We start from the raw sequence: 23,610 nt of genomic DNA on the forward strand, positions 1-23,610 counted from the left end.
ATGTTGTGTTATATAAAATAATTTAAATTATTGTATTAATTGTATTTAAGTATACATGTAATTATGTGAGAAAGTATGATTGTGGTCACTGGCGGAGCAGGGTTTATAGGTTGCAATATTATTAAGGCTTTAAATAAAATTGCATACAAAAATATTTTAGTGGTAGATAATTTAAAAAATGGAAAAAAATATAACAATCTGAAAAGTTTGTATATTTCGGACTACATGGATAAAAATTGCTTTATCAAAAATATACTGAATAATCCTGTTAATTCTTATATTAAGGATATAGATGTAGTGTTTCATGAAGGAGCCTGCTCTTCCACTACTGAATGGGATGGCAAGTATATGATGGAGAATAATTATCAATATTCTAAAGATCTATTATTTTATTGTCTTAAAAACAAAATTCCTTTTATATATGCTTCCTCTGCGTCAGTATATGGTAAAGATACCAGAATGCTTCTTCATCCCCAGGCATATGAACAACCCATGAATATATACAGTTATTCCAAATTTTTATTTGATCAATATGTGCGTACTATATTGCCAAAAGTTACATCTCAGGTTTGTGGATTAAGATACTTTAATGTTTATGGCCCCTATGAAGCACATAAAGGTAGTATGGCTAGTATAGTATTTCAATTATATCAACAAATTACCAGTAAAAAACACCCAACACTGTTTATTGGAAGTAAACAGTTAAACAGGGATTTTATATATATTGAAGATATAGTTGATATAAATCTTTGGGCCTGGAATAATAAAATATCTGGAATTTTTGATTGTGGAACAGGTAAATCTAAATCATTTGAGTTCATTGCTAATATCGTGTTAAGTTTTTTTAATCAAAACATAACCATTAAATATATTTCTATGCCAAAAAAAATACGTGATCATTATCAAATATTTACTCAGGCAAATATCTCTCAGTTAAGAACGACAGGTTATTGTAAGGAATTTACTAACCTTAATCAAGGTATATGTCGCTATTTAAATTGGTTGTCATACAACAATGTTAATCATTGTAATAATTAAGTGAATAAAATTTTCATTGTGAAAATATTAGTTATTAGTCCTTCATGGATTGGCGATACCGTGATATCACATAGTATGTATCGATTGTTGATTAAGAAATATTGTTCCAATATTAAGATTGATGTTCTTACTCCGATGTGGTGCAAAGATCTGTTCAATCATATGCCTGAAATTAATCAAACATTATTTATTCCTTACGGGCATGGAGTTTTAGAATTATCAAAATGTTACCATCTCGGAAAATTTTTAAAAAATGAGAAATATCAACAAGCGATAATATTACCTAATTCATTTAAATCTGCTTTAATACCGTTTTTTGCGGACATTCCGATTCGGACCGGATGGCGTGGAGAAATGAGGTATGGTATATTGAATGATTTGAGAATACTTAACAAAAAATTATTCCCGTTAATGGTACAACGTTATGCCGCTTTGGTATGTGATTATAATGTTACAAAAAATTCTTATAATTTACCTTGTCCGCTGCCGTTACCCCAATTAAGTGTAAATGAAAAAGAAATTGAAGATATATTATACAAATTTAATTTGTATTCTCACAGAGAATCACTGATTGGTTTATGCCCAGGCGCGGAATTTGGATTAGCTAAAAGTTGGCCTCATTATCATTACATAACATTAGCTATTCGGTTAATTCGTTGTGGATATCACGTAGTAATATTAGGATCCCCTAAAGATCAACTAATTAATAGATTTATTCAACATAGCATTCTCAAAAATATGAAACAACATTGTAACAATCTTATAGGAATCACATCATTAGGAGAAGCTATTGCGATTATAGCAGCTTGCACAGGAATTATTAGTAATGATTCTGGTTTAATGCATGTAGCTTGCGCATTGAAACGCCCTGTAATAGGGTTGTATGGACCTAGTAATCCTAAGTTTACTCCACCTTTATTTTCTCAATCTATTGTGATTCGTCGTATGGCAGGATATTATGCCATACGAAACGGCGATAGTTTATATGGTTATCATAACAGTTTAATAGATATTACTCCAGATCAAGTTTTAAAGGCATTAAAAACATTATTATATTGATCAATCAAAAAGATAATTATCATGAAGGTTTTAATTATAAAAATTTCTTCTATGGGAGATATTATACATACTTTACCTGCTGTTACTGATGCATCAAATATTGTACCAAATATATTATTTGATTGGATTGTAGAAGAAACTTTTTCTGACATTCTTAGATGGCATCCGGGAATACATCACATTATTCCTATAAACCTTAGATTTTGGATAAAAAAATGGTATAAATTGTCTTCATGGAAGAAATATCGTGAATGTTGCATACAATTAAAAAAAAAATATGACGTGATTATTGACGCTCAAGGTCTATTAAAGACATCATTGTTAGTAACATATATGACATGCGGTAAAAAACATGGCATGGACTATATGAGTGTACGGGAACCTATGAGTTCTTTGTTTTATCATGAACGACATTATTCCAATAAAAATCAACACGCTGTGGAGCGCATTCGACAGCTTTTTTCTCTCAGCTTAAAATATCCTATACCATCTTATATAGGCAAGTATAATATCGAACATTTATTTCCACCTCAAAAACATCATGCTCCTTATTTAATATTTTTCCATTCTACTACTAAATTTGAAAAACTTTGGACGGAATTAAATTGGAGTATTATTGCTCAATATGCTATCAATGCAGGATATTGTATTAAATTACCTTTTTGGACAAAAAGCGAAGAATTACGTACTAATCGGTTAGCGAGATTACATTGCAATCAAATAATAATATTACCAAAATTAACGCTACAAGAGATTGCTATCCAAATATCTGGAGCAACAGCTGTAATCTCTGTTGATACTGGACTTAGTCATTTGACAGCAGCGCTCGGTTGTCCTAATATTACATTGTATGGACCAACTAATCCTAAATTGATCGGAACATATGGACAGAACCAAATTGTTTTACGATCTTCAACTAAAAAAATGCAACACTTAACCCCTATACACGTTTGGAACTCATTACAAAAAATTTTAAATTTAAAATATATTTAAAAAATATTTTTTTAAACTTGTTTATATAAACCTTATATTAATTTTAATGCTTTCATTATAAATTGATATTTTTTGTTTGATAACAAAAAATATCAATCCGTTAGGAGCAATAGTGTTTATATGGTTTAAAAGTAAATAATTGTATTTCCATAAAAAGAATAATATCTAAAAAATTAGATTTTTTATTGATGAATATCAATATTTTTAAATTAATATCATTTCACATTCAATTATAAATTACTGCAAATTATTAGATCTAATTAATGAATTAATGACTTATTTAACAAATAGCACTACAGTCTCTTCATCATTCTAGTGCTAGAATATTCTTGCAATCATATTGATGTAAAAATTGAATATAATTCTCAAACATTAAATTTTTAAACATTTTAATTGTGTGTATTTGTCATTTTAACTATTTAATATTATTTAAGGAAAATTAAAATTTTCAAATAATAATAGATATTAATTTCTCGATTAAAAAAATATATTTTTATTATTTTTTATAAATATTACAATTAAAATACGTGATACTGTTAATTTTAGCATTAAAATTTTACTAAAAATTCATTTTTTATGAACAAATTACTGGTTTATTGTGTCGATAAAATTTTTGCCAGTATAAATAAAATAATAAAAGATAATTAAGGATATAACATAATAAAATGAGTTTACAATCTAATCCGATAAAGTGATTAACATGTATTTTATACATAATTTAATATATATATCTAAAAATTAATGTAGTAACTGGTAGCTATGCAATAATACTAAAAAATATTATATATGTAGTAATTATGCTTGTTATTCTGTGCCAGAAAAGATCTATATAATACAATAAAATAAACAATATTTAAATTATATATTTCATCGTACATAGTTATATGGTTATATATAGATTATTGCTTATAATTTAAAATAGAAATATAAAATATATTTAACATAGAAAAAATAAATTCCTAAAAATATTTAAAAGTTACAGAAATAAAATCGTTTTTAACATAATTTTATTCTGAATAAGTAGTCCGTTGTCTATCATTACGTTACGATGGAAATAGATAAATATGCGATAAAATCAAAAAATAAAGTACATATATCAGTTTAATCTTATTGTTTAATTTTTAAAAATATTATTTATGTTATGAATTGAAATTATTATTCAATATTAAAAATAATTATATACATAGTACGTATATATTTTTATAAGTTTGAATAAATAAATTTTGTTTAAATATAAAATAGTAAAAAAGTAATTGAAAATTATTTTCAAACAACTTGTAATAAATTTTATTTATACTAATAAAACTATAAGATTGCAAATTCGTGAATATTCTAGTGTCAATGTCAATTACGTAATGAATTTTTAAATTAAATCCAACATATAATTGATGTTAATACAAATTATTAATGTAAAAATAATATTTATATATTATATGTGTTTATTTGGATGATTAATTTACGTTTTTAGTTGTATAAAAATTAATCAGATTTTATAGATTATATAATTTATTTATTATAAATATCATCTGTATAAATATAATCTAATAACTAATTATTGTCATACTTAACAAATCATTTGATTTATTCAAAAAATATTAAACCAGTAATTAACGATTTTATCGTTTACAATACAATGTTTAGTTTTTCAAGAATATTTATGAGAATTCATTATTTTTTAATTTAAAGTAAAAATATTTCATAAACATAATTGTTAAAAATAGCAAGAAACATAGATAGTTTTCCAGATGAATTGTTTTTTAAAATTTATATAGATATTGACTATTAAAATATATTATATAAAAAATAGCGATATTGATATATAGTTTAAATACATATAAAATAATTAAATTAGTAATTATGAATATAATAACTGATTACTTTAGGATATGATATGTTTATAATATACATTACAATATATAATATTATAATGTATATTGCTCAACCTATAATATGGATACGATTATTATGGCGCAGCAGACGATCGCCATCGTATCGTAAATGTTGGTTGGAACGCTACGGATTTTATAGAAAATCTATCCAATCTGATGGAATCATTTTACATGCTGTGTCCTTAGGAGAAACATTAGCAGCTATCCCCCTGATACGTGCTTTGCAGCAGCGTTACCCAAAAATAACAATCACATTAACTGCGATGACTCCCACAGGAATAGAATTGGCGCGCTCTAAATTTAGTCATAATACGCACTGCAGTTATTTACCTTATGATTTACCTGGTGCTATGAAACGATTTATTAATCAAGTTAAGCCACGATTAGTTATTGCTATGGAAACTGAACTATGGCCAAATCTCATAAATATATTATATCAACGCAAGATTCCTTTCATTATTGCTAACGCACGGTTATCATATCGCTCTTTTACAGGATATAATAGATTTAGTTATTTTATTTCATTGATTATGAAACGTATTACTTTAATTGCTGCTCAAAATAAAGAAGACGCTTCTCGATTTCTTAAATTAGGGTTTAAAAAAAATCAATTATTTATCACAGGTAATTTAAAATATGATATTGAAATGAACCAAGATTTATTAAATAAAATTTCATTTTTAAAAAAAAATTGGATTAAAAAACGGCAGGTGTGGATAGCTAGTAGTACTCATTCAGGAGAAGAGATATTATTATTACAAGCACATAAACATCTCTTGACAAGGTTTCCTAATTTACTAATGATTTTGGCTCCACGTCACCCAGAACGTTTTATTAGTGTTAAAAACATTACTGAACAAGCCGGATTGTCTTATATCATGAGAAGTAATGGGGTTGCTCCATCTAAAGAAACGCAAGTAATTATTAATGATACTATAGGAGAATTAATGTTACTATACGGTGTTTCAGATATAGCATTTATTGGAGGTAGTTTAGTAAAACATGGAGGACATAATCCGTTGGAGCCAGCTGCACATTCTATTCCATTGATCATGGGGCCGTATACTTTTAATTTTAATGATATTTGCATTAAATTATGTAAATCAAATGGGTTAATTACAGTAACTGATACGGAATCCTTAGTGAAGGCTGTTGCTATGTTGCTGGTAAATCAACAGTGTCGTGTGAACTATGGTTATAGAGCCATCAAAGTGCTGCAGCATAATCAAGGAGCACTAAAGCAATTATTGGGTTTGTTAGATAGTTATTTATTAGTTCAAAAATAACTTTTCATATGATGTTTTGTGATGGTTATAAATTATATATAACAGTTGTTATTAAATATTCATATATTTACAAATGACTTTTTATCAGATTAACTATAACTTCAAATTAGACTAAAAACTGCAGTATCTAAAAATATGTTGTTGTATACAACATCTTGAATGAGTCATGGCTGTTATCAAAGAATAATTTTAATGAAAATATAACTTTTCTTTTTCATATAATCAAAACGATGTTTATCGTGATTTTTATGAATTTATATACAAACAAATATTTAATATTAAGGTTATTTATATTTTTAGGGAGAGATGTATAATTACAAAGATTTTTAATTAATGTAGAAAATGGCCAAAATGCTTAAAATTTTTATTATGATGTTACATATATAGGTATTACTGAAGATGGTTATTTAATTTTCTTAAGTGTTATTGCAGCCAACAGTCGTCGTATTTTTATTATTAAAATAAATACTTTATTAAATGTTAACGAAAAATATTTTTATACATGGAAATATAAGTACGAAACAATTTAATTTATAAAAATGTTTTGACAATTTATTTATGTTCACATCAAACTTTCTAATACGATTATTTAATAAGTTGAACATTCTATATTTTCACTGAAAACTATATCTTCATATAAATAAAATGTAGTTTAGCATATTTGAAATATATATACATATGTTATAGTCTCTTTATTTTCGCAAAAACATAAATTTTATTCAATATATCATGACAATTCAGGCTATGTATCCAGGGACTTTTGATCCATTAACTTATGGGCATTTGGATATAATTATTAGAGCACATAAAATTTTTGATAAAATATTTTTAGCGGTAGCTGAAAATTCACAAAAACATCCTTTGTTTAGTCTTGAAGAACGTGTAATATTTGCAAAGCAAGCAACTGCAATGTTAGATTATGTAACAGTATTTGGGTTTAATGACCTCACTATAAACGTGATGAAAAAAAAACAAGTGAATATTTTAATTCGTGGTCTCAGAAATAGATCAGACTTTGAATATGAAATACAACTTGCAAAAATTAATAATTACTTCTCGAATGAAGTAGAAACTGTATTTATGATATCTACGGATATATGGGCATGTCTTTCTTCTAAATTAGTGAAAGAAATTGCTCAATATGGGGGGAGAATAGATCATTTTATACCTAATTTTATCGTTGAGAAGGTTATTGAAAAACTACGCAATACTGAGAAAAAAAACAAAAACATTTCGTTTCTTTAAAAAAGAAAAAATGCTAAAAATTTGAAGTGCTATGCGTGTAGACTTAATATTTTTATGTTGATACTGTATAAAAATATATAAACACAAACTGATAATATAAACTTGGCAGCAGCATAGTGTTTTAGATATTTAAACTAAATAAACCCACACTGATATCAATGTGTATTGAGCTGTGTGGGTTTATAATATACCGTACACCATTGAATTTGCAGTCTTATCTTTATTTAACTATTCTTACTTTCTATATATATTACATGTTTTCGTGCAAAAGGATCAAATTTTTTTAATGTCATTTTTTCAGAGCTAGTACGTTTGTTTTTTGTGGTGCTATAGAAATGCCCATTCTTAGAAGAAGAAAATAAACGGATTGTTTCTCGTTTTTCTTTAGCCATTACATTATTCCCGATGAGTATTATTTATTTTTTAGGATATATTTTGGTGAAAAAATATTCAATTCCAAACTTATCAATTAATCTTATCCCCTTAGTAGATAATCGTAACGCAACGAAACGTTTTTTACTTGCTACCCAGAAACGATGAGAATGGATATTAGGTGCAAACCAACGCTTCGTTGCGTTCATTGCGTGAGAACGTTTGTTTCCGCTCATAGGACGTTTTCCGGTAACTTGACACACTCGTGCCATATGGTCTCCTCTAATTTTTATTAGAACAATTATTTATAACCAGAACAATAAAAACAATTTATTATTTATTCCTATTTTTTATCTATGAGATTTAAGATTGTTTAAAACACCTAATATAAGATTTCCAAAGATATTAAAATTGTTATTTGTTATTTTATTTTTTGCTATTAAGCACAATAAAATTAAATAATTTCAAACATTCACATAGCACCAATATATCTAAATATAGTAAATTTAAGTCATTAAATTTTTTGTTTTTATTATTATTTATATATATTCCTATGCATGTTTACTCTATACATAATAAACTGAGATATATTATATGATATTTTTATGCTGCACACAACATAATTGCAGATTTTCTGAAACCTAATATCATGTGAAGATGATTTAATTTTATTTATACTAACAAAAACTAACAGTTTTTGTTAGTATAAATAAAATTAAATCATCTTCAATATCATGTGAAATATAATATGACGGGATTAATTAATAAACATATCATATTAGGAGTAAGCGGTGGTATCGCAGCATATAAAACTATAGATCTTGTACGATGTTTAAAAGAACAAGGTTCAGAAGTGAGAGTGATAATGACAAAATCTGCAAAAAAATTTGTTACCCCCTTAAGTTTACAAACAATATCGTGTCATCCAGTTTTGGATAATTTTCTTACCCCTCAAATAGAAACCACAATGCCTCACATAAAGTTAGCTAAATGGGCTGATTTAGTTTTACTTGCTCCGGCTACAGCCAATTTATTAGCTAGATTATCTGTAGGATTAGCTAATGATTTATTATGTAGTTTATGTTTAGCTACAACAGCTCCTATTGCTGTAGCTCCATCTATGAATCAACAAATGTATAAAGCTATTGCAACTCAAACAAATTTAGATATTCTACGAAAAAGAGGAGTTTTAATATGGGGTCCGGATTACGGATGTCAAGCTTGTAATGATATTGGTTATGGACGCATGACGGACCCCAAAGTACTTTCTGAATACGTAAAACATTACTTTTCTCATGATAGTTCTTTAAGTCATCTTAATATCATGATTACTGCTGGTCCTACTCACGAAGCCTTAGATCCCGTTCGTTTTTTTACTAATTATAGTTCAGGAAAAATGGGATTTGCTATCGCTCAAGCCGCTGCAGATAAAGGAGCAAAAGTTACATTAATTACAGGTCCGGTGAACTTACGTACTCCTATTCGAGTGCAACGTATTAATGTTATTTCCGCTTTAGACATGCAAGAAGCAGTTATGCGAGACATTAGTAATCAACAAATTTTTATCGGTTGTGCAGCGGTATCAGATTACCGCATTTGTCATGTTTCTCTTGACAAGATTAAAAAGAATAAAAATACTTTAAAAATAATTATGGTTAAGAACCCCGATATTGTGGCGAAAGTAGGGTCGTTAATTGAAAACCGTCCTTATGTCGTTGGATTTGCCGCTGAAACTAATAATATACAAAAATATGCTCAAGATAAACGTATTAGTAAACATTTAGATTTAATTTGTGCTAATAATATTTCTCGTATAAACCAAGGATTCAATAGTGATAATAATGCTTTATATTTATTTTGGAATAAAGGAAGCGTTATATTGCCTTTAAGAAAAAAAAAATTGTTAGCACAACAACTTATTAACGAAATTATTGATCGTTATAATGAAAATAATTAATGTTAAAATTATTGATAATCGAATTTATAAGCATTTTTATTTACCAAAATATGCTACGTCAGGATCTGCTGGATTAGATTTATCAGCTTGTTTAGATAAACCTTTGACCATTTATCCCGGGAAAACTCATTTAATTTCTACCGGTATTGCGATACATATTTCCGATACAAAGATAGCAGGTGTTATTTTACCTCGATCAGGTTTGGGACACAAGTATGGTATTGTCTTGGGAAATTTGGTGGGACTAATTGATTCAGATTATCAAGGAGAATTGATAGTGTCTTTATGGAATCGTGGGCCAAAAAAGTATATTGTATATCCTGGGAAACGAATAGCACAATTAGTTTTTATGCCAATAATTCAAGTTAGATTTTCTATAGTTAAATCATTTATACCTACTGAACGTGGGCCACATGGTTTTGGGCATTCGATGTAAAATACTGTTAATTACATATTAATAACGTGTAATGCATATTTTCAAATTATCAATGTATATAATTTTATTATATATCTCATTAAGATAATAATATTAAATTAAATATATTAATGTTGGTATATATACTAAATGATATTGATCACTATATAGTAATAACTATTGGTTTATCAATTTTATTGATATAAATTTCAAGTGATTGTTTATTTTTAAAATAATTTTTTAATATTTTATTATATTTAATTATTAACAAATGAGTTATATAAGATATGCATGAGGAAGATAAATTCACTATAAATTCATAAATTTTTTTATAATAAAAAAATATTTTTAATAATAAATATAATAAAATTATTTAACATTTATATATGTCGTATACCAAACTTTTATTTTATATACTTTAAACATAATATGTTTAAAGTATATTTTACTATGCTATTTCACTAAATAATAACAAATTAATTATTTTATAGATAAAATTGAACGTGTTATTGTAATGATTTATATATTTTTAATATAAACAATAATTTTAATAAATTATTATCAATTTTAATGTTGTGCATACTACTATTTATTTAATTATAAAATTTTATGGGCATTAAAAAATTCTGAAATTTTTTTAAAAATTATATTGATGTATATAAATTAATTAAAAAATGCATGACAAAACAGAATTCTGGCAACTTTAAAGTTTATTTTTGTACATATTAACGAAATTTAGGTAATTGTTATGATTCATAGTATGACGGCTTTCTCAAGACATGAAGTAAAATATACATGGGGTAATGTTACCTGGGAAATTTGTTCTTTAAATCAACGTTATTTAGATATTCATATCGATTTACCTAAATATCTTTGTGATTTGTCATGGGTAATTCGTAAAAATATTAAAGATACTATTATTAGAGGAAGGATAGAATGCACTTTACATATCAAAATAAATAACAATTGCGACAATAATACAGAGTCACTTACTGTTAATAAACAATTGGTGCATGATCTTGTGTTATACGCAAAATGGGTAAAAACATTAACTAATGAAGGTGAAATTAATCCGATAGATATCTTATCTTGGCCAGGAGTAATAACGTATAAACAAAATAATTTAAATAATATAAATAATGTTCATTCCGAATTATTAATATGTTTTAAAGAAACATTACATAATTTAATACAAAATAGAAAAAGAGAAGGTATTTTTTTAAAAAATAAAATTATAGAACGATTACATCTAATGTACGCTGAAGTGAACAAAATTCATCAACATATCCCTAATGTATTAGAGTACAAACGCAAAACACTTTTGGAAAAAATGAAAGATGTTTGCATTTATTCTGACTCAATACGATTGGAACAAGAATTATTAATAATAGCTCAAAAAATTGATATTTCAGAAGAAGTAGATCGTCTAATTATTCATATCAAAGAGATGCATCGTATTCTCGATGGGAACGGGGCTGTTGGTAGAAAACTAGATTTTGTAATACAAGAACTACATAGAGAGGCTAACACATTAACTTCTAAATCTATAAATTCTTATATTACTCAATTAGCAATTTCCTTAAAAATACTTATTGAACAGATACGCGAGCAAACGCAGAACATTGAGTAAATATAATCAGAGTACCTACCTATAAAATATAAAATCTTTTCATATATAAAATCTATATTAGTCATATAACCTGCTAATTTTTATAATTATTAATTATATTGCGACCTTACCAAACAATGTTTCATTTTAATTAACTAATCTAATTAAACAATAAATAATATTGAACACTGAAATTTAATGTACTTAAACTTTAATTGCAGAGACATGTATATATAAACAATAACTATTATATACGTGTGTATACATAAAGTAGATTCATTTATTAAAAAATAGGTTTTAATATTATTATTTTTTAATAAAAGTTTTTAATATAATTTAGCACTCAAATTCATTTTATTTGAGTGCTATATAAATTTATATAGTTAATATTTTACTATAAATTAACTGATATACATCCTCTAATATTATTATTTTTATAAATACATGTAAATTTAAACGAGAATATATGATTCAATAAAAAATATTATTTAATATAAATATATAATTTTTTATTTTTATTTTCATAAAAATATAAAATATTATTTTATATTTTATAATAAAATTGTTGTATTTCTGATTTAAATCTGTTTACTTACGGATATATAGAATTTTAAGATTAAAAATAAATCATAAAATATAAAAAATTATTTTTTAACAAAACTATAAGAAGTTTTATTTTTCAGATAGTCATATTTCAAATTTAAAAAAACTCCGATAAAATATAAATAATAAAACAACACAAATTAAATATTAGAATATATATATTCTGAATTAATAATGTCTGCTCTTTTTTAATAAAACCAAAATATTAATTTAGTAAAATTACAATAAATTAGGAGGTATACGCTACAATAGTTAATTAAAAAGATAATTGATTGTCAGATATAAATAATTGCCTGAAAAGTTATTATTCTCAATAAACAATACTTCAAAATAATAATTACTATTTTTAGACTATTATTAACTGATACTGCCAAATACAGTCCTATTATCATTATTGATTCAATATAGAGACAAATAATTATGAATAGATTAACAGACATTTCAAACATGGTAGAATCCTTATCCCGTATTTATCATCGTTTACGCAAAGAAATAAATGGTCAATTAATTAATGAAGGTCTTTCAATGTCTAAAATGAAAATCTTGCATCTTATTACTACCGGAAAAACCAGTGCAACAGACATTAAAAATTATATGGGGTTTTCATCAAGAACTGTTGTAACAGTTCTTGATGCATTAGAAAAAGATGAAATGTTACGCCGACAACAAAGTCTGACAGATCGTAGAGTAAAATACGTTTATATTACAGAAAAAGGACGCGATAAATTACGTGTTGCTGAAGATACGCATAACATCATTTTAGATCGTATATTTTCCCTTTTGTCTGATGTACAGCTTAAAAGCTTTAGAGAAGTATGCAATTTACTTGAAATACAACAAAAAAATAATATGGCAAAATAACAATATGACATACACGCATACTACACTATAGATTTTCATTAACATAAATAAGGTCCTCGGTGAAATTAATAATTTTAGTAATTTGATAGTAACAATGTATACTTTAATGTAATCAAATTACAAAATGTTTTATTGAGGATCTTCTATTAAAACAATCTTAATATATCTATGCAAATAATAATGTTTAACATGAATTAGAACCAAATATATAATTATTCACGACATAAGTACTATGTACGAACGTAATTTATTTTTATAAATATTAGTTATTTATGCAATCAAATATGTATTTAATCATTTTATGATGAAAAATTCAGGAATATTGTGTATTATATCCGCTCCTAGTGGGACAGGAAAATCTACGTTAATTCATACTGTGATACAATGTGATTGCTTTGTTTATCAAACTAAACTATCTATTTCCTATACCACACGTATCAAAAGACCTGGAGAAATACACGGAAAAGATTATTATTTTATTTCAAAAAAAAAATTTAAATATATGATCGATAAAAATATGTTTTTTGAATATGCGATGATTTTTAATCATTATTATGGTACCGCAAAAACTGATATTGAAACGATGTTAAATACTGGTATACATATTGTGCTGAATATTGACTGGAAAGGAGCGCAACAAATTCGCAGTAAAATATCAAAAAACATCTATACTATTTTTATTTTGCCTCCATCAAAGAAAGAATTAGCACGTCGATTGTATCTAAGAGGAGAAGACACAGAAAAAGTGATTGTCGCGCGCATGGGCCAAGCAATGGATGAAATTAGCCATTTTAAAGAATATGATTATATTATCATAAACGATAATTTTAACATTGCTTTGATGCATTTACAGTCAATTATGTTATCCGAGCAATTGCGAATAGCGCATCAAAAAATACGCTACGCAACATTAATCAATCATTTGTTATTGCCAGATATATAAATAATAAATTAATATAAATACATAAATATATATATGTGTTTGCGATCAATATGAATTTAAACTAATAAATAAAATCCACATACACGGTAAATGAAAATGGCACGTATAACTGTACAGGATGCGGTAGAAAAAGTTGGTAATATATTTGATTTAATATTAGTTGCCGCGCGACGTGCACGGCAAATGCAAATTGGTGGAAAAGAAACATTAATTACGAAAAATAATAATGATAAATATACCGTGCTTGCTCTCAGAGAAATAGAAGAAGACTTAATTACTAAAAAATAAATACCAACTATATATTGCTATCAAAAAATTAATATTGCTTAAGCCATGACATTGATATGCAGGAGAAACGGTTTCTTTAGTATAATAGAAATTAAAAAATTTATTAAAATTGAAGATTGTTGCATTGTTCTGATGCAAATTTTTAGTATTGATATAATGTGTATAATTTCTTATTTATAGAGCAACAGCCTACCACAAATAAACCTGCCACAAATAGTATATTGTATAAGTCCTACAGCTGTTTTTAATGTTGCTAATGATACTTACAATGTAAGTGCATTTTTCATGATATACATCAACAAAATAATAACTCGTATAAAATTATTAATTTTTTAAATTTATATACAAATGTGTATATGCGATTACATTTCATAGTATTTATGCTGTATATAATACAAAAATATAGTACGACTAACTTTCTGATATTTTATCTATGTTGAATTAAAAGTAATTAAAAATGATTAATAGTAGTCATGCATACAAGTATTATTTGTTTTTATTACATTAGATTATTTATTAAAATAATAGTAATATAAGACGTAAATGTTATTTTTAAAAAATTAAATTTTTAATAAAGGATCAACAGATCTGATTCAATACATTGCATGTGTATGCAATATTGGCAATCATGTCAATGCAAATATGTTAATTAAATAAAGTTTTGAAAAATGTTGATCATAAGATCCTTATAGATAGTATTTTATAGCGCATGATTTAGCAATATTATCAGCATATGATATAATAACTGAGAGTATAAATATGACAAATATTGAAAAAATTTTTTCTATTATCAACGAAAATCAAATAAAATTTGTTGATTTGCGTTTTACTGATACAAAAGGAAAAGAACAACACATTACTATCCCTAAGACACAGGTTAATGATCATTTATTTAAACATGGAAAAATTTTTGATGGGTCCTCCATTAAGGGATGGAAAGATGTTAGCAAATCAGACATGATATTAATGCCTGATCTTACTAGTTTTGTGATAGATCCATTTTATGAAGATGCTACAATAATTATTCGTTGCGATATCATTGATCCTAGTACTATGAAAAATTATGATAGAGATCCACGGTCTATAGCTAAACGAGCAGAAATGTTTTTGTATAATTCTGGTATTGCCGATATTGTTATGTTTGGTCCTGAACCAGAATTTTTTTTATTTGACAGTATTCATTTTGCAACAACAATATCAGGATCGTATGTAATCGTCGACGATCGGGAATCATCATGGAACAGTGGTAAATTTTATAAAGATGGGAATAAAGGTCATCGTCCTAGAATAAAGAGTGGATATGCCCCGGTGCCCCCAATAGATTCTTCTCAAAACTTAAGATCTACCATGTCTTTAACAATGGAAAAAATGGGATTGATTGTAGAGGCTCATCATCATGAAGTTGCAACATCGGGTCAAAATGAAATAGCAACTCGATTTAATACTCTTACTAAAAAAGCTGATGAAATACAAATATATAAATATGTAGTACACAATGTCGCTCATAATTCTGGGAAAACTGCAACTTTTATGCCTAAACCCATTATAAATGATAATGGGTCAGGCATGCATTGCCATATATCCTTACATAAAAAAGATACTAATTTATTTTCAGGTCTTCAATATGGCGACCTTTCTGATATTGCTTTATTTTATATTGGTGGTATTTTGCGTCACGCTAAAGCATTAAATGCTATAACCAATCCAACTACTAATTCGTATAAACGTTTAGTTCCAAATTATGAAGCTCCAGTAATGTTGACTTATTCTTCTTGTAATCGTTCTAGCGCGATTCGCATTCCATCATCTCTAGAAAAATCAAAAAACGACGCAGCATGTCGCGTTGAAGTTCGTTTTCCTGATCCTTCTGCTAATCCTTATCTAGCGTTTTCTGCATTGCTTATGGCCGGATTAGATGGCATTATCAATAAAATTCATCCTGGAGATCCTATTGATAAAAACTTATATACTATTTCTGAAAAAGAAGCATTAGCCATACCGCACATGGCTAAATCTCTTGACGAAGCATTAAAATCTTTATCTGAAGATCATAAATTTTTAACTCGAGGCAACGTCTTCACCAGAGAGTATATTAATACATATATTTTATTGTGTCAAAAAGACAGTAGATTAGTATCTACTACGCCACATCCTGTAGAATTTGATCTATATTATAGTGTTTAAAAACAATTTTTTGTAAAATATGTAAAAATACGTATATAACAATATTATTGTTGGTTTTTGATAATTCAAAAAATTTTATTAAAAATAAAAACAATTTGTTTTTTGTTTATATAAAATGAGTTGTTGTAGGATTGAATATTTAAATAAATAAATTTTCTAAATTTAGAAACTTATTTTCATATTTACCATGTTATGATACATGATTATCATATTACTCATTTTTTAATAAGCGTACCTGCAGTTTACTGTTTACCTAATGAAAAAATAGGTATGGAGGTAGCTTTTGTTGGTTATTCTAATAGCGGAAAATCTAGCGCTATTAATGCGTTAACTTATCAAAAGAAATTGACTAAAGTAAGTAAAACACCGGGATGCACACAACTTATTAATTTATTTGAGGTCAGCCCGGGTATTCGTCTGATTGATTTTCCTGGCTATGGTTATGCTAAGAAGACGAAAAAAAGAAAAAACTACTGGCATGACGTGATATGTGAATACTTAAAAAAAAGAAAAAATTTAAAAGGATTGATATTAATGATGGATATTAGGCATCCAATAAAGGATTTAGATCAAAAAACAATTGAAAGCGCTCTTTCCGTAGATGTTCCTGTTTTTACTTTATTGAGCAAATCAGATAAAATTTCTAGAAATATTTTGCAAGTTACATCTAAAAAAATAATACATGATATGAAGATGATGTTTGAAACGCATATACAAGTCGAACCTTTTTCTGTTGTCAAAAAATATGGAATACACTCATTAAAAAGAGTCCTTAATAATTGGTTAAGATAATATATTTTTAAGATTCATCATATCCTTTCTGTATATATATCTCAAAACATACGATTTTTATATATATAAATACATTATTTCAATTAATTGTTATTAATCATGTACTTATTATATAATAATATATTAACCTAACATAAATTGATATATTAATGTGCTTGCTCCCAATTCTTTCCAATACCAACATCTACTTTTAGTGGTACGTCCATAATAAAACATTCTTCCATTAGTTTTTTTATTTTTTTTACAACAGGGTCTACAATATCGTTGTGTACTTCAAATACTAATTCGTCATGTACTTGCATAATGATACGCGCTGGAATTTCATCTTTTTGTAACCAATTATCAATAGATATCATTGCTTTTTTAATAATGTCAGCGGCGCTCCCTTGCATAGGAGCATTAATCGCTGCTCTTTCAGCGCCTTTTTTTTGAAGAATGTTAGCAGAATAAATATCTGGTAAATATAACCTTCTTCCGTCTAGTGTAGATACATAACCATATTTATTAGCATGCTCTCGAATATGTTGCATATATTTCATAACACCAGGATAACGATTAAAATAACGATCTACATATTTTTGAGCTTCCTTACATGTTACTGATAATTGACGTGCTAATCCAAATGCGCTCATTCCATAAATTAATCCAAAATTAATAGTTTTAGCTCGTTGTCTTTGTTCATCGGTAACCAAGTGTAATGCAGTAACAAAGATTTCAGAAGCTGTTGCAGTATGAATATCTTTTTCAGAAAGAAAATCATTGATTAATTCGATATCTTGAGAAAGATGCGCCATAATTCTTAATTCTATTTGGGAATAATCAGCTGCTACAATTAAAAAATTTTTTGGAGCAATAAAAGCCTGACGTATTTTCCTTCCATCGTAATTTCTATTTGGAATATTTTGTAAATTAGGACTAGTAGAAGAAAGACGTCCCGTAGAAGTTCTAGTTTGATTATATGAGGTGTGCACCCTATTTGATTTTTTATTAATCATAGCGATTAATTTATTAATGTAAGTAGATTGCAATTTAGATAAAGCACGGTACTGCAAAATGATTCTTGGCATTGAATATTTTTTTGATAATTTTTTCAATACTTCTTCATTAGTGGAAGGAGCCCCTTTAGGTGTTTTTTTTAAAATTGGCAATTTTTGTTGATTATATAATATTTCTTGTAATTGTTTAGTTGAAGCAAGATTAAAAGGTGTGCCTACTAATTGATACGCTTCTAGCTCTAATGCATGAAGCCGATAATCTAACTCTACCGCATGTGTATTAAGTAGTTTTTTATCAATTAATACACCATAATTTTCAATGCGCGATAAAATAGATATTAGAGGCATTTCTACTTCTTCAAATATTTTTTTTAATTTGTTATTTGCTTCTATCTTCGGCCATAAAGTATGGTGTAGATTAAATAGGGATTTGATAAACTTAGCAGCATATAGAGATTGTAATTGTATATTTTGTAGATCTGAAAGTATATTATTTTCATTATAATTATCATAATTTTTTTTAAAATTTGTAACAACGTTAAACGTATCTTTATCTAAAAAATTTTTAATATCATGATAATTAGCAGTACCATACAATATATATAATTCCAATATAACATCAAACGCCATGCCAGCTAAGTTTATATTATAACGCTTTAAGATAGAATAACTAAATTTTAAATGTTGGCCTACTTTTTTTATTTTTTCATTTTCTAAAGTTGGTTGCAAAATTGATAATATTTCTTCAAGATATAAAAAATTCTGATGATTATTAATTGAATCAGTTTTTATAGGAATATACGCGCTTTCTTTAGTATCTATAGATAAACATATACTTATGATATTGGCTGTAGCAACATTAAATACATCTGTATGTATACTAAATATAAAAAATTTGGATTCGTCAATTTTTTCAATCCAATTAAAAAGCATTTCAGTATTACATATTATTTTGATAATTTTTTTTTCTTTGGAATAATCTGATAATAAATTATTTTTTTGAAACAAAAGCGTATTATTTAACCGTCGGTGTGATGGTACATGTTTCAAATGATGATATTTATTCAGCCATGTTCCTGATTGTAAATCTATTAACCAATTTTTAAATTCATACTCTGTAAATAATAATTGCAAAGTGTTAATATTTAACTGTTGTATTAGCAATTGATAATCGGATATATTTAAAGATACATCTGTTTTAATAGTCGTTAATTTATAAGAAAGAAATGCTACTTCTTTATTGGCTTGTAATGTGTTTTGTATCGCTCTAGCGCCGCGTAAACCTAAATTTAATAGACTAATTTTATCTAAATGATCATATAATAATTTTAAATTACCTATTTTATTTAATAAAATCTGAGCAGTTTTTTTTCCTATTCCAGGCACTCCAGGAATGTTATCAGAACGATCTCCTATTAATGCTAAATAATCAGCTATTAGAGTTGGTGGTACTCCAAACTGTTTTTCTACTTCTTTAGGAGTAAAAATAATATTCGACATAGTATTAATAAGAGTTATTTGAGATGATACTATTTGAGCCATATCCTTATCTCCCGTGCTAATTAACACAGAATTTCCTGATCGCGCACAAGATATAGCTAATGTGCCTATCACATCATCTGCTTCTACGTCGGGCACCTTAAGAATTGATAACCCCATGGCCTGTATTATTTCACATAATGGATCAATTTGAGTATATAAATGCTTAGGGGTTTTCATACGATTAGCTTTATATTTTTCAAATAAATTGTTACGAAAGGTTTTTCCCATGGCATCAAAAACAACCACCATGTGAGTAGGTTGATATCGTATCAATAGACTTTTAATCATATTGATTACTCCATATATTACCCACACTGGCTTTCCATCACTAGTGATCAATTCTGGAAACGCATGATACGCACGGTGTATATAACAAGATCCATCCACTAAAATTATCGGATTATTTATAATTGTAATCATAATGACATTATATATGACTTAATCTTACAGAAAAGACAAGAGAATACTAGACTATTGCTTAGTAAAACTATTAACTATAAGGCTATTATAAACAACAAAATAATAAAATCAATGCAGTCATTGCGTAAAATAATTTCAATAAAAAATAGAATACTTGCATATACCAGTATGATGATATTATGAATATACAAAAATTACGTTTTATCTATAAGTAAATTTAACAACTCACAAAATTGTTTTATATAAGCATTAACTGATGATATATCTAACTTCTCGTTTTTTATCATATATTTCCCATTGATAAATATTGATGGTACTCCTCTCAAACGAAAATTTATTGCTGCTTGTTCCTGATCTAAAATTAAAGATTTCACTAATACGCTATCCCAAGCAACATCAAATTTTTCTGCATTAACACCAGATTTAATAAATATTTCACGAATATCTTCTACAGTATGAATAGATTGTTGTTTTTGTATCGCTGTAAATAATATAGGGCTGATTCTATCTTCTATTCTTAATGCTATTGCTACAGCCCAAGCATGTGTCAATTGTTTTCCTAAATTACCTAGAAAATTCACATGATATTTATAAAAATTTATATTTTTAGGCAATGCTTGTTCTATATTATATGAAATATGATAAATTTCTTCGAATTGATAGCAATGTGGACAGTAAAAAGAAAAAAATTCCAATAATTGAGGTGCATTGTGAATAGGTTTATTTAATCGAATGTATTGCCTGCCTTCTATAATTGCAGATGCAATGCTTTTACATGAAAATATCAAATGAATTACTATCCAAATAAGATGCAATTTTTTCATACCCCCCTCCTAATATATACATAAATATTTCATATAAAAATATAAATATTGTAATATTATGATAGAATACTGTTCTGAATTAGTTAATATTAAAATTAATTTAATTATTGATGTTCGTTTTAGTTATAGTATGTTACAAAATGTGTAACATACATGTAAATTTATGTGATTGTTACGAGTTAACAGAGTATTTGATTGTTGTATCAAAGTAGGTATAGATAATGATTAAATAAAAAATATTTCCATCTGTTTAAGTATAATTGTTAGTCATAAAATATTTTTATATGGCATATAGTATTATTGAATATGCTTATATTATATAAAAATTTACATTAAAACTATTTAATATATATGTATAGTATAGATATTTTTCATGGTTACAATATGTCATTACAAACGTGTTTATAGTGTTTATACTTAAAAAGAAAGTTAATAATTGTCTGTCGTTATTAACAAAGGTCTTAATATAAATTTTTTTAATATAGAAACAATGTATGCGATGATTTATTGATAATACATTGTATTATGTCTCTTTGTTTTTATTGTAAAACATCCATCATACTACTATGTGTTTAATTTTGTGCATCTTACTTAATTATATTATTTTTTATTGTAAAATATTATGTCTATATGTCTAGTTTATCCCAAATACTATCAATATAATGTCGTACCGTATCGTGCATTTTAATTGGAATACCCCATTCTCTTTCAGTTTCCCCGGGCCATTTATTTGTTGCATCCATACCTATTTTAGAGCCTAAACCAGAAATAGGACTAGAGAAATCAAGATAATCAATTGGGGTATTTTTTACTATTATAGTATCTCGATCAGGCTCCATGCGTGTAGTTATCGCCCATACTACATCATTCCAATCCCGAGCATTAATATCGTCGTCACATACGATAATAAATTTAGTATACATAAATTGTTTCAAAAAAGACCATATTCCAAAAATTATACGTTTAGCATGTCCAATATATTGTTTTTTTATAGTTACAATAGCTAATCTATATGAGCAACCTTCAGGAGGTAAATAAAAATCTGTAATTTCTGGGAATTGCTTTTGTATGATAGGGATGAACATTTCATTCATTGCCATTCCAAGAATTGCAGGTTCATCTGGTGGACGACCAGTATACGTAGAAAGATAAATTGGATTGTTCCGTTGTGTAATATGGGTAATAGTGCATACTGGAAATTTAGCAGTAGTATTGTAATATCCTGTATGATCTCCAAAGGGGCCTTCTATTGCTGTCTCATCTCGTTCTAAATACCCTTCCAATACAATTTCAGAATTAGCTGGAACGTCTAAGTCGCATGAAATACATTTAATTACTTCAGTTCTACAACCTCTTAGTAAACCAGAAAAAGCATATTCTGATAGTGTATCAGGAATGGGAACTACTGCTCCTATTAAAGTAGCTGGATCAGCGCCTAATGCTACAGTAATTGGAAATCTTCTCTCTGAAGTATTTTTATGCCATTCTTGAAAATCTAATGCACCGCCACGATGAGATAACCATCTCATAATGATTTTGTTTTTAGATAGTACTTGTTGACGATAAATTCCAAGATTTTGTCGTTTACTTTTCAGACCACGCGTTATCGTGATACCCCAAGTAATTACAGGAGATACGTCTTGAGGCCAGCAACGCATTATTGGCATATGTGTGATATCTACATCTTGATTGCACCAAACATTTTCTTGGCATGGAGCTGTACTGACGCGCTTAATAGGCATATGTAGGATATGACGAAAATGAGGTATTTTAGAAAAAAAATCATGCACTCCTGTCGGTAATTCAGGTTCTCTTAAAAAGGCAAGTAATTTTCCAACATCACGCAAAGATAAGATGCTTTCTTTTCCCATTCCTAAAGCTATTCTATTAGGAGTACCAAATAAATTACAAAGAACAGGTATTGTATATCCTGTAGGATTTTCAAAAAAAAGCGCTGGTCCTCCAGATTTAATAGTGCGATCAGCAATTTCTGTTATTTCCAAATCAGGATTAATAGGAAATTTAATTCTTTTTAAGTCTCCCCTATGTTCTAATATTTTTATAAAATCACGTAAATCTTTATATTTCATAACTTGTTAATGATCATTAAATGTTGTTGTGATTCAATAATATTACAAAATATCGTATAATTATCATTAAGTACAGTTTTAAAGTTATGATTGAATTAATTGATATTATTATATTTCAGAATTCATTTAATATAAAATGTTTCGTTGAATTGTTCAAATAAACTTGTATTAGAAAATAAAATTCAATTAAATAGTAATAGTATAT

At 26.9% G+C, this 23,610-nt stretch carries 17 protein-coding genes and 1 pseudogene; 13 read left to right on the forward strand and 5 right to left on the reverse strand.

Features of this window, described 5'->3' with window-relative positions; all coding sequences use genetic code 11:
* Positions 1–75: 75 nt before the first annotated feature.
* The 5 genes from rfaD (at position 76) to coaD (ending at position 7,510) form a co-directional block, all read left to right on the forward strand.
* Positions 76–1,038, forward strand: coding sequence for an ADP-glyceromanno-heptose 6-epimerase (gene rfaD / locus BPEN_RS03110; protein ID WP_011283139.1), 963 nt, complete (start codon positions 76–78; stop codon positions 1,036–1,038).
* Positions 1,039–1,056: 18 nt separating this feature from the next.
* Positions 1,057–2,097, forward strand: coding sequence for a lipopolysaccharide heptosyltransferase II (gene waaF, locus BPEN_RS03115; protein WP_011283140.1), 1,041 nt, complete (start codon positions 1,057–1,059; stop codon positions 2,095–2,097).
* A 21-nt stretch (positions 2,098–2,118) separates the two neighbouring features.
* Positions 2,119–3,090 (forward strand): lipopolysaccharide heptosyltransferase I, encoded by a 972-nt coding sequence (gene waaC, locus BPEN_RS03120; protein ID WP_011283141.1) that lies wholly within the window; start codon positions 2,119–2,121, stop codon positions 3,088–3,090.
* A 1,891-nt stretch (positions 3,091–4,981) separates the two neighbouring features.
* The gene (waaA, locus tag BPEN_RS03125; protein ID WP_011283142.1) at positions 4,982–6,265 is read left to right on the forward strand and encodes a lipid IV(A) 3-deoxy-D-manno-octulosonic acid transferase; all 1,284 of its coding nucleotides are present in this window, start codon (positions 4,982–4,984) and stop codon (positions 6,263–6,265) included.
* 729 nt (positions 6,266–6,994) lie between these two features.
* Positions 6,995–7,510 (forward strand): pantetheine-phosphate adenylyltransferase, encoded by a 516-nt coding sequence (gene coaD / locus BPEN_RS03130; protein WP_011283143.1) that lies wholly within the window; start codon positions 6,995–6,997, stop codon positions 7,508–7,510.
* A 224-nt stretch (positions 7,511–7,734) separates the two neighbouring features.
* Here coaD and rpmG read toward each other — a convergent pair whose 3' ends face one another.
* Both rpmG and rpmB read right to left on the reverse strand, forming a co-directional pair.
* Positions 7,735–7,902, reverse strand: coding sequence for a 50S ribosomal protein L33 (rpmG, locus tag BPEN_RS03135; RefSeq protein ID WP_011283144.1), 168 nt, complete (start codon positions 7,900–7,902; stop codon positions 7,735–7,737).
* 24 nt (positions 7,903–7,926) lie between these two features.
* Positions 7,927–8,154, reverse strand: a complete 228-nt coding sequence (gene rpmB / locus BPEN_RS03140) for a 50S ribosomal protein L28 (protein WP_011283145.1) — start codon at positions 8,152–8,154, stop codon at positions 7,927–7,929.
* Between the two features lie 476 nt (positions 8,155–8,630).
* Here rpmB and coaBC point away from each other — a divergent pair, with 476 nt between their 5' ends.
* The 8 genes and pseudogenes from coaBC to yihA all read left to right on the forward strand — a co-directional run bounded on the left by coaBC (position 8,631) and on the right by yihA (position 17,534).
* Complete coding sequence (coaBC, locus tag BPEN_RS03145; RefSeq protein ID WP_011283146.1) at positions 8,631–9,839, forward strand: bifunctional phosphopantothenoylcysteine decarboxylase/phosphopantothenate--cysteine ligase CoaBC; 1,209 nt, start codon at positions 8,631–8,633, stop codon at positions 9,837–9,839.
* Positions 9,823–10,275 carry a dUTP diphosphatase gene (gene dut / locus BPEN_RS03150; RefSeq protein ID WP_238374080.1) on the forward strand — a complete coding sequence of 151 codons (453 nt, stop codon included), beginning with the start codon at positions 9,823–9,825 and terminating at the stop codon, positions 10,273–10,275. The genes coaBC and dut overlap by 17 nt, the downstream gene beginning before the upstream one ends.
* Before the next feature lie 727 nt (positions 10,276–11,002).
* Positions 11,003–11,884 carry a YicC/YloC family endoribonuclease gene (locus BPEN_RS03155; protein WP_011283148.1) on the forward strand — a complete coding sequence of 294 codons (882 nt, stop codon included), beginning with the start codon at positions 11,003–11,005 and terminating at the stop codon, positions 11,882–11,884.
* 1,002 nt (positions 11,885–12,886) lie between these two features.
* Entirely contained in the window at positions 12,887–13,327 is a 441-nt protein-coding gene (locus tag BPEN_RS03160) for a MarR family winged helix-turn-helix transcriptional regulator (RefSeq protein WP_011283149.1), read from the forward strand.
* A gap of 301 nt (positions 13,328–13,628) precedes the next feature.
* Complete coding sequence (gene gmk / locus BPEN_RS03165) at positions 13,629–14,270, forward strand: guanylate kinase (protein ID WP_049749218.1); 642 nt, start codon at positions 13,629–13,631, stop codon at positions 14,268–14,270.
* A gap of 96 nt (positions 14,271–14,366) precedes the next feature.
* Positions 14,367–14,555 (forward strand): annotated as a pseudogene (rpoZ, locus tag BPEN_RS03170) (DNA-directed RNA polymerase subunit omega); the annotation flags it as partial.
* Between the two features lie 762 nt (positions 14,556–15,317).
* Positions 15,318–16,742: a type I glutamate--ammonia ligase gene (gene glnA / locus BPEN_RS03175; RefSeq protein WP_011283152.1), complete on the forward strand. Its 1,425-nt coding sequence runs from the start codon at positions 15,318–15,320 to the stop codon at positions 16,740–16,742.
* A gap of 192 nt (positions 16,743–16,934) precedes the next feature.
* Positions 16,935–17,534 (forward strand): ribosome biogenesis GTP-binding protein YihA/YsxC, encoded by a 600-nt coding sequence (gene yihA, locus BPEN_RS03180; protein ID WP_011283153.1) that lies wholly within the window; start codon positions 16,935–16,937, stop codon positions 17,532–17,534.
* Positions 17,535–17,680: 146 nt separating this feature from the next.
* Here yihA and polA read toward each other — a convergent pair whose 3' ends face one another.
* From polA to ubiD, 3 genes are all read right to left on the reverse strand, one after another.
* Complete coding sequence (gene polA / locus BPEN_RS03185) at positions 17,681–20,491, reverse strand: DNA polymerase I (RefSeq protein ID WP_011283154.1); 2,811 nt, start codon at positions 20,489–20,491, stop codon at positions 17,681–17,683.
* Positions 20,492–20,685: 194 nt separating this feature from the next.
* Complete coding sequence (gene dsbA, locus BPEN_RS03190; RefSeq protein ID WP_011283155.1) at positions 20,686–21,315, reverse strand: thiol:disulfide interchange protein DsbA; 630 nt, start codon at positions 21,313–21,315, stop codon at positions 20,686–20,688.
* A 626-nt stretch (positions 21,316–21,941) separates the two neighbouring features.
* Positions 21,942–23,405 (reverse strand): 4-hydroxy-3-polyprenylbenzoate decarboxylase, encoded by a 1,464-nt coding sequence (gene ubiD / locus BPEN_RS03195; protein ID WP_011283156.1) that lies wholly within the window; start codon positions 23,403–23,405, stop codon positions 21,942–21,944.
* Positions 23,406–23,610 lie beyond the last annotated feature (205 nt).

It is taken from the genome of Candidatus Blochmanniella pennsylvanica str. BPEN (assembly GCF_000011745.1).
In the GTDB taxonomy this organism is placed as follows: Bacteria; Pseudomonadota; Gammaproteobacteria; order Enterobacterales; family Enterobacteriaceae; genus Blochmanniella; species Blochmanniella pennsylvanica.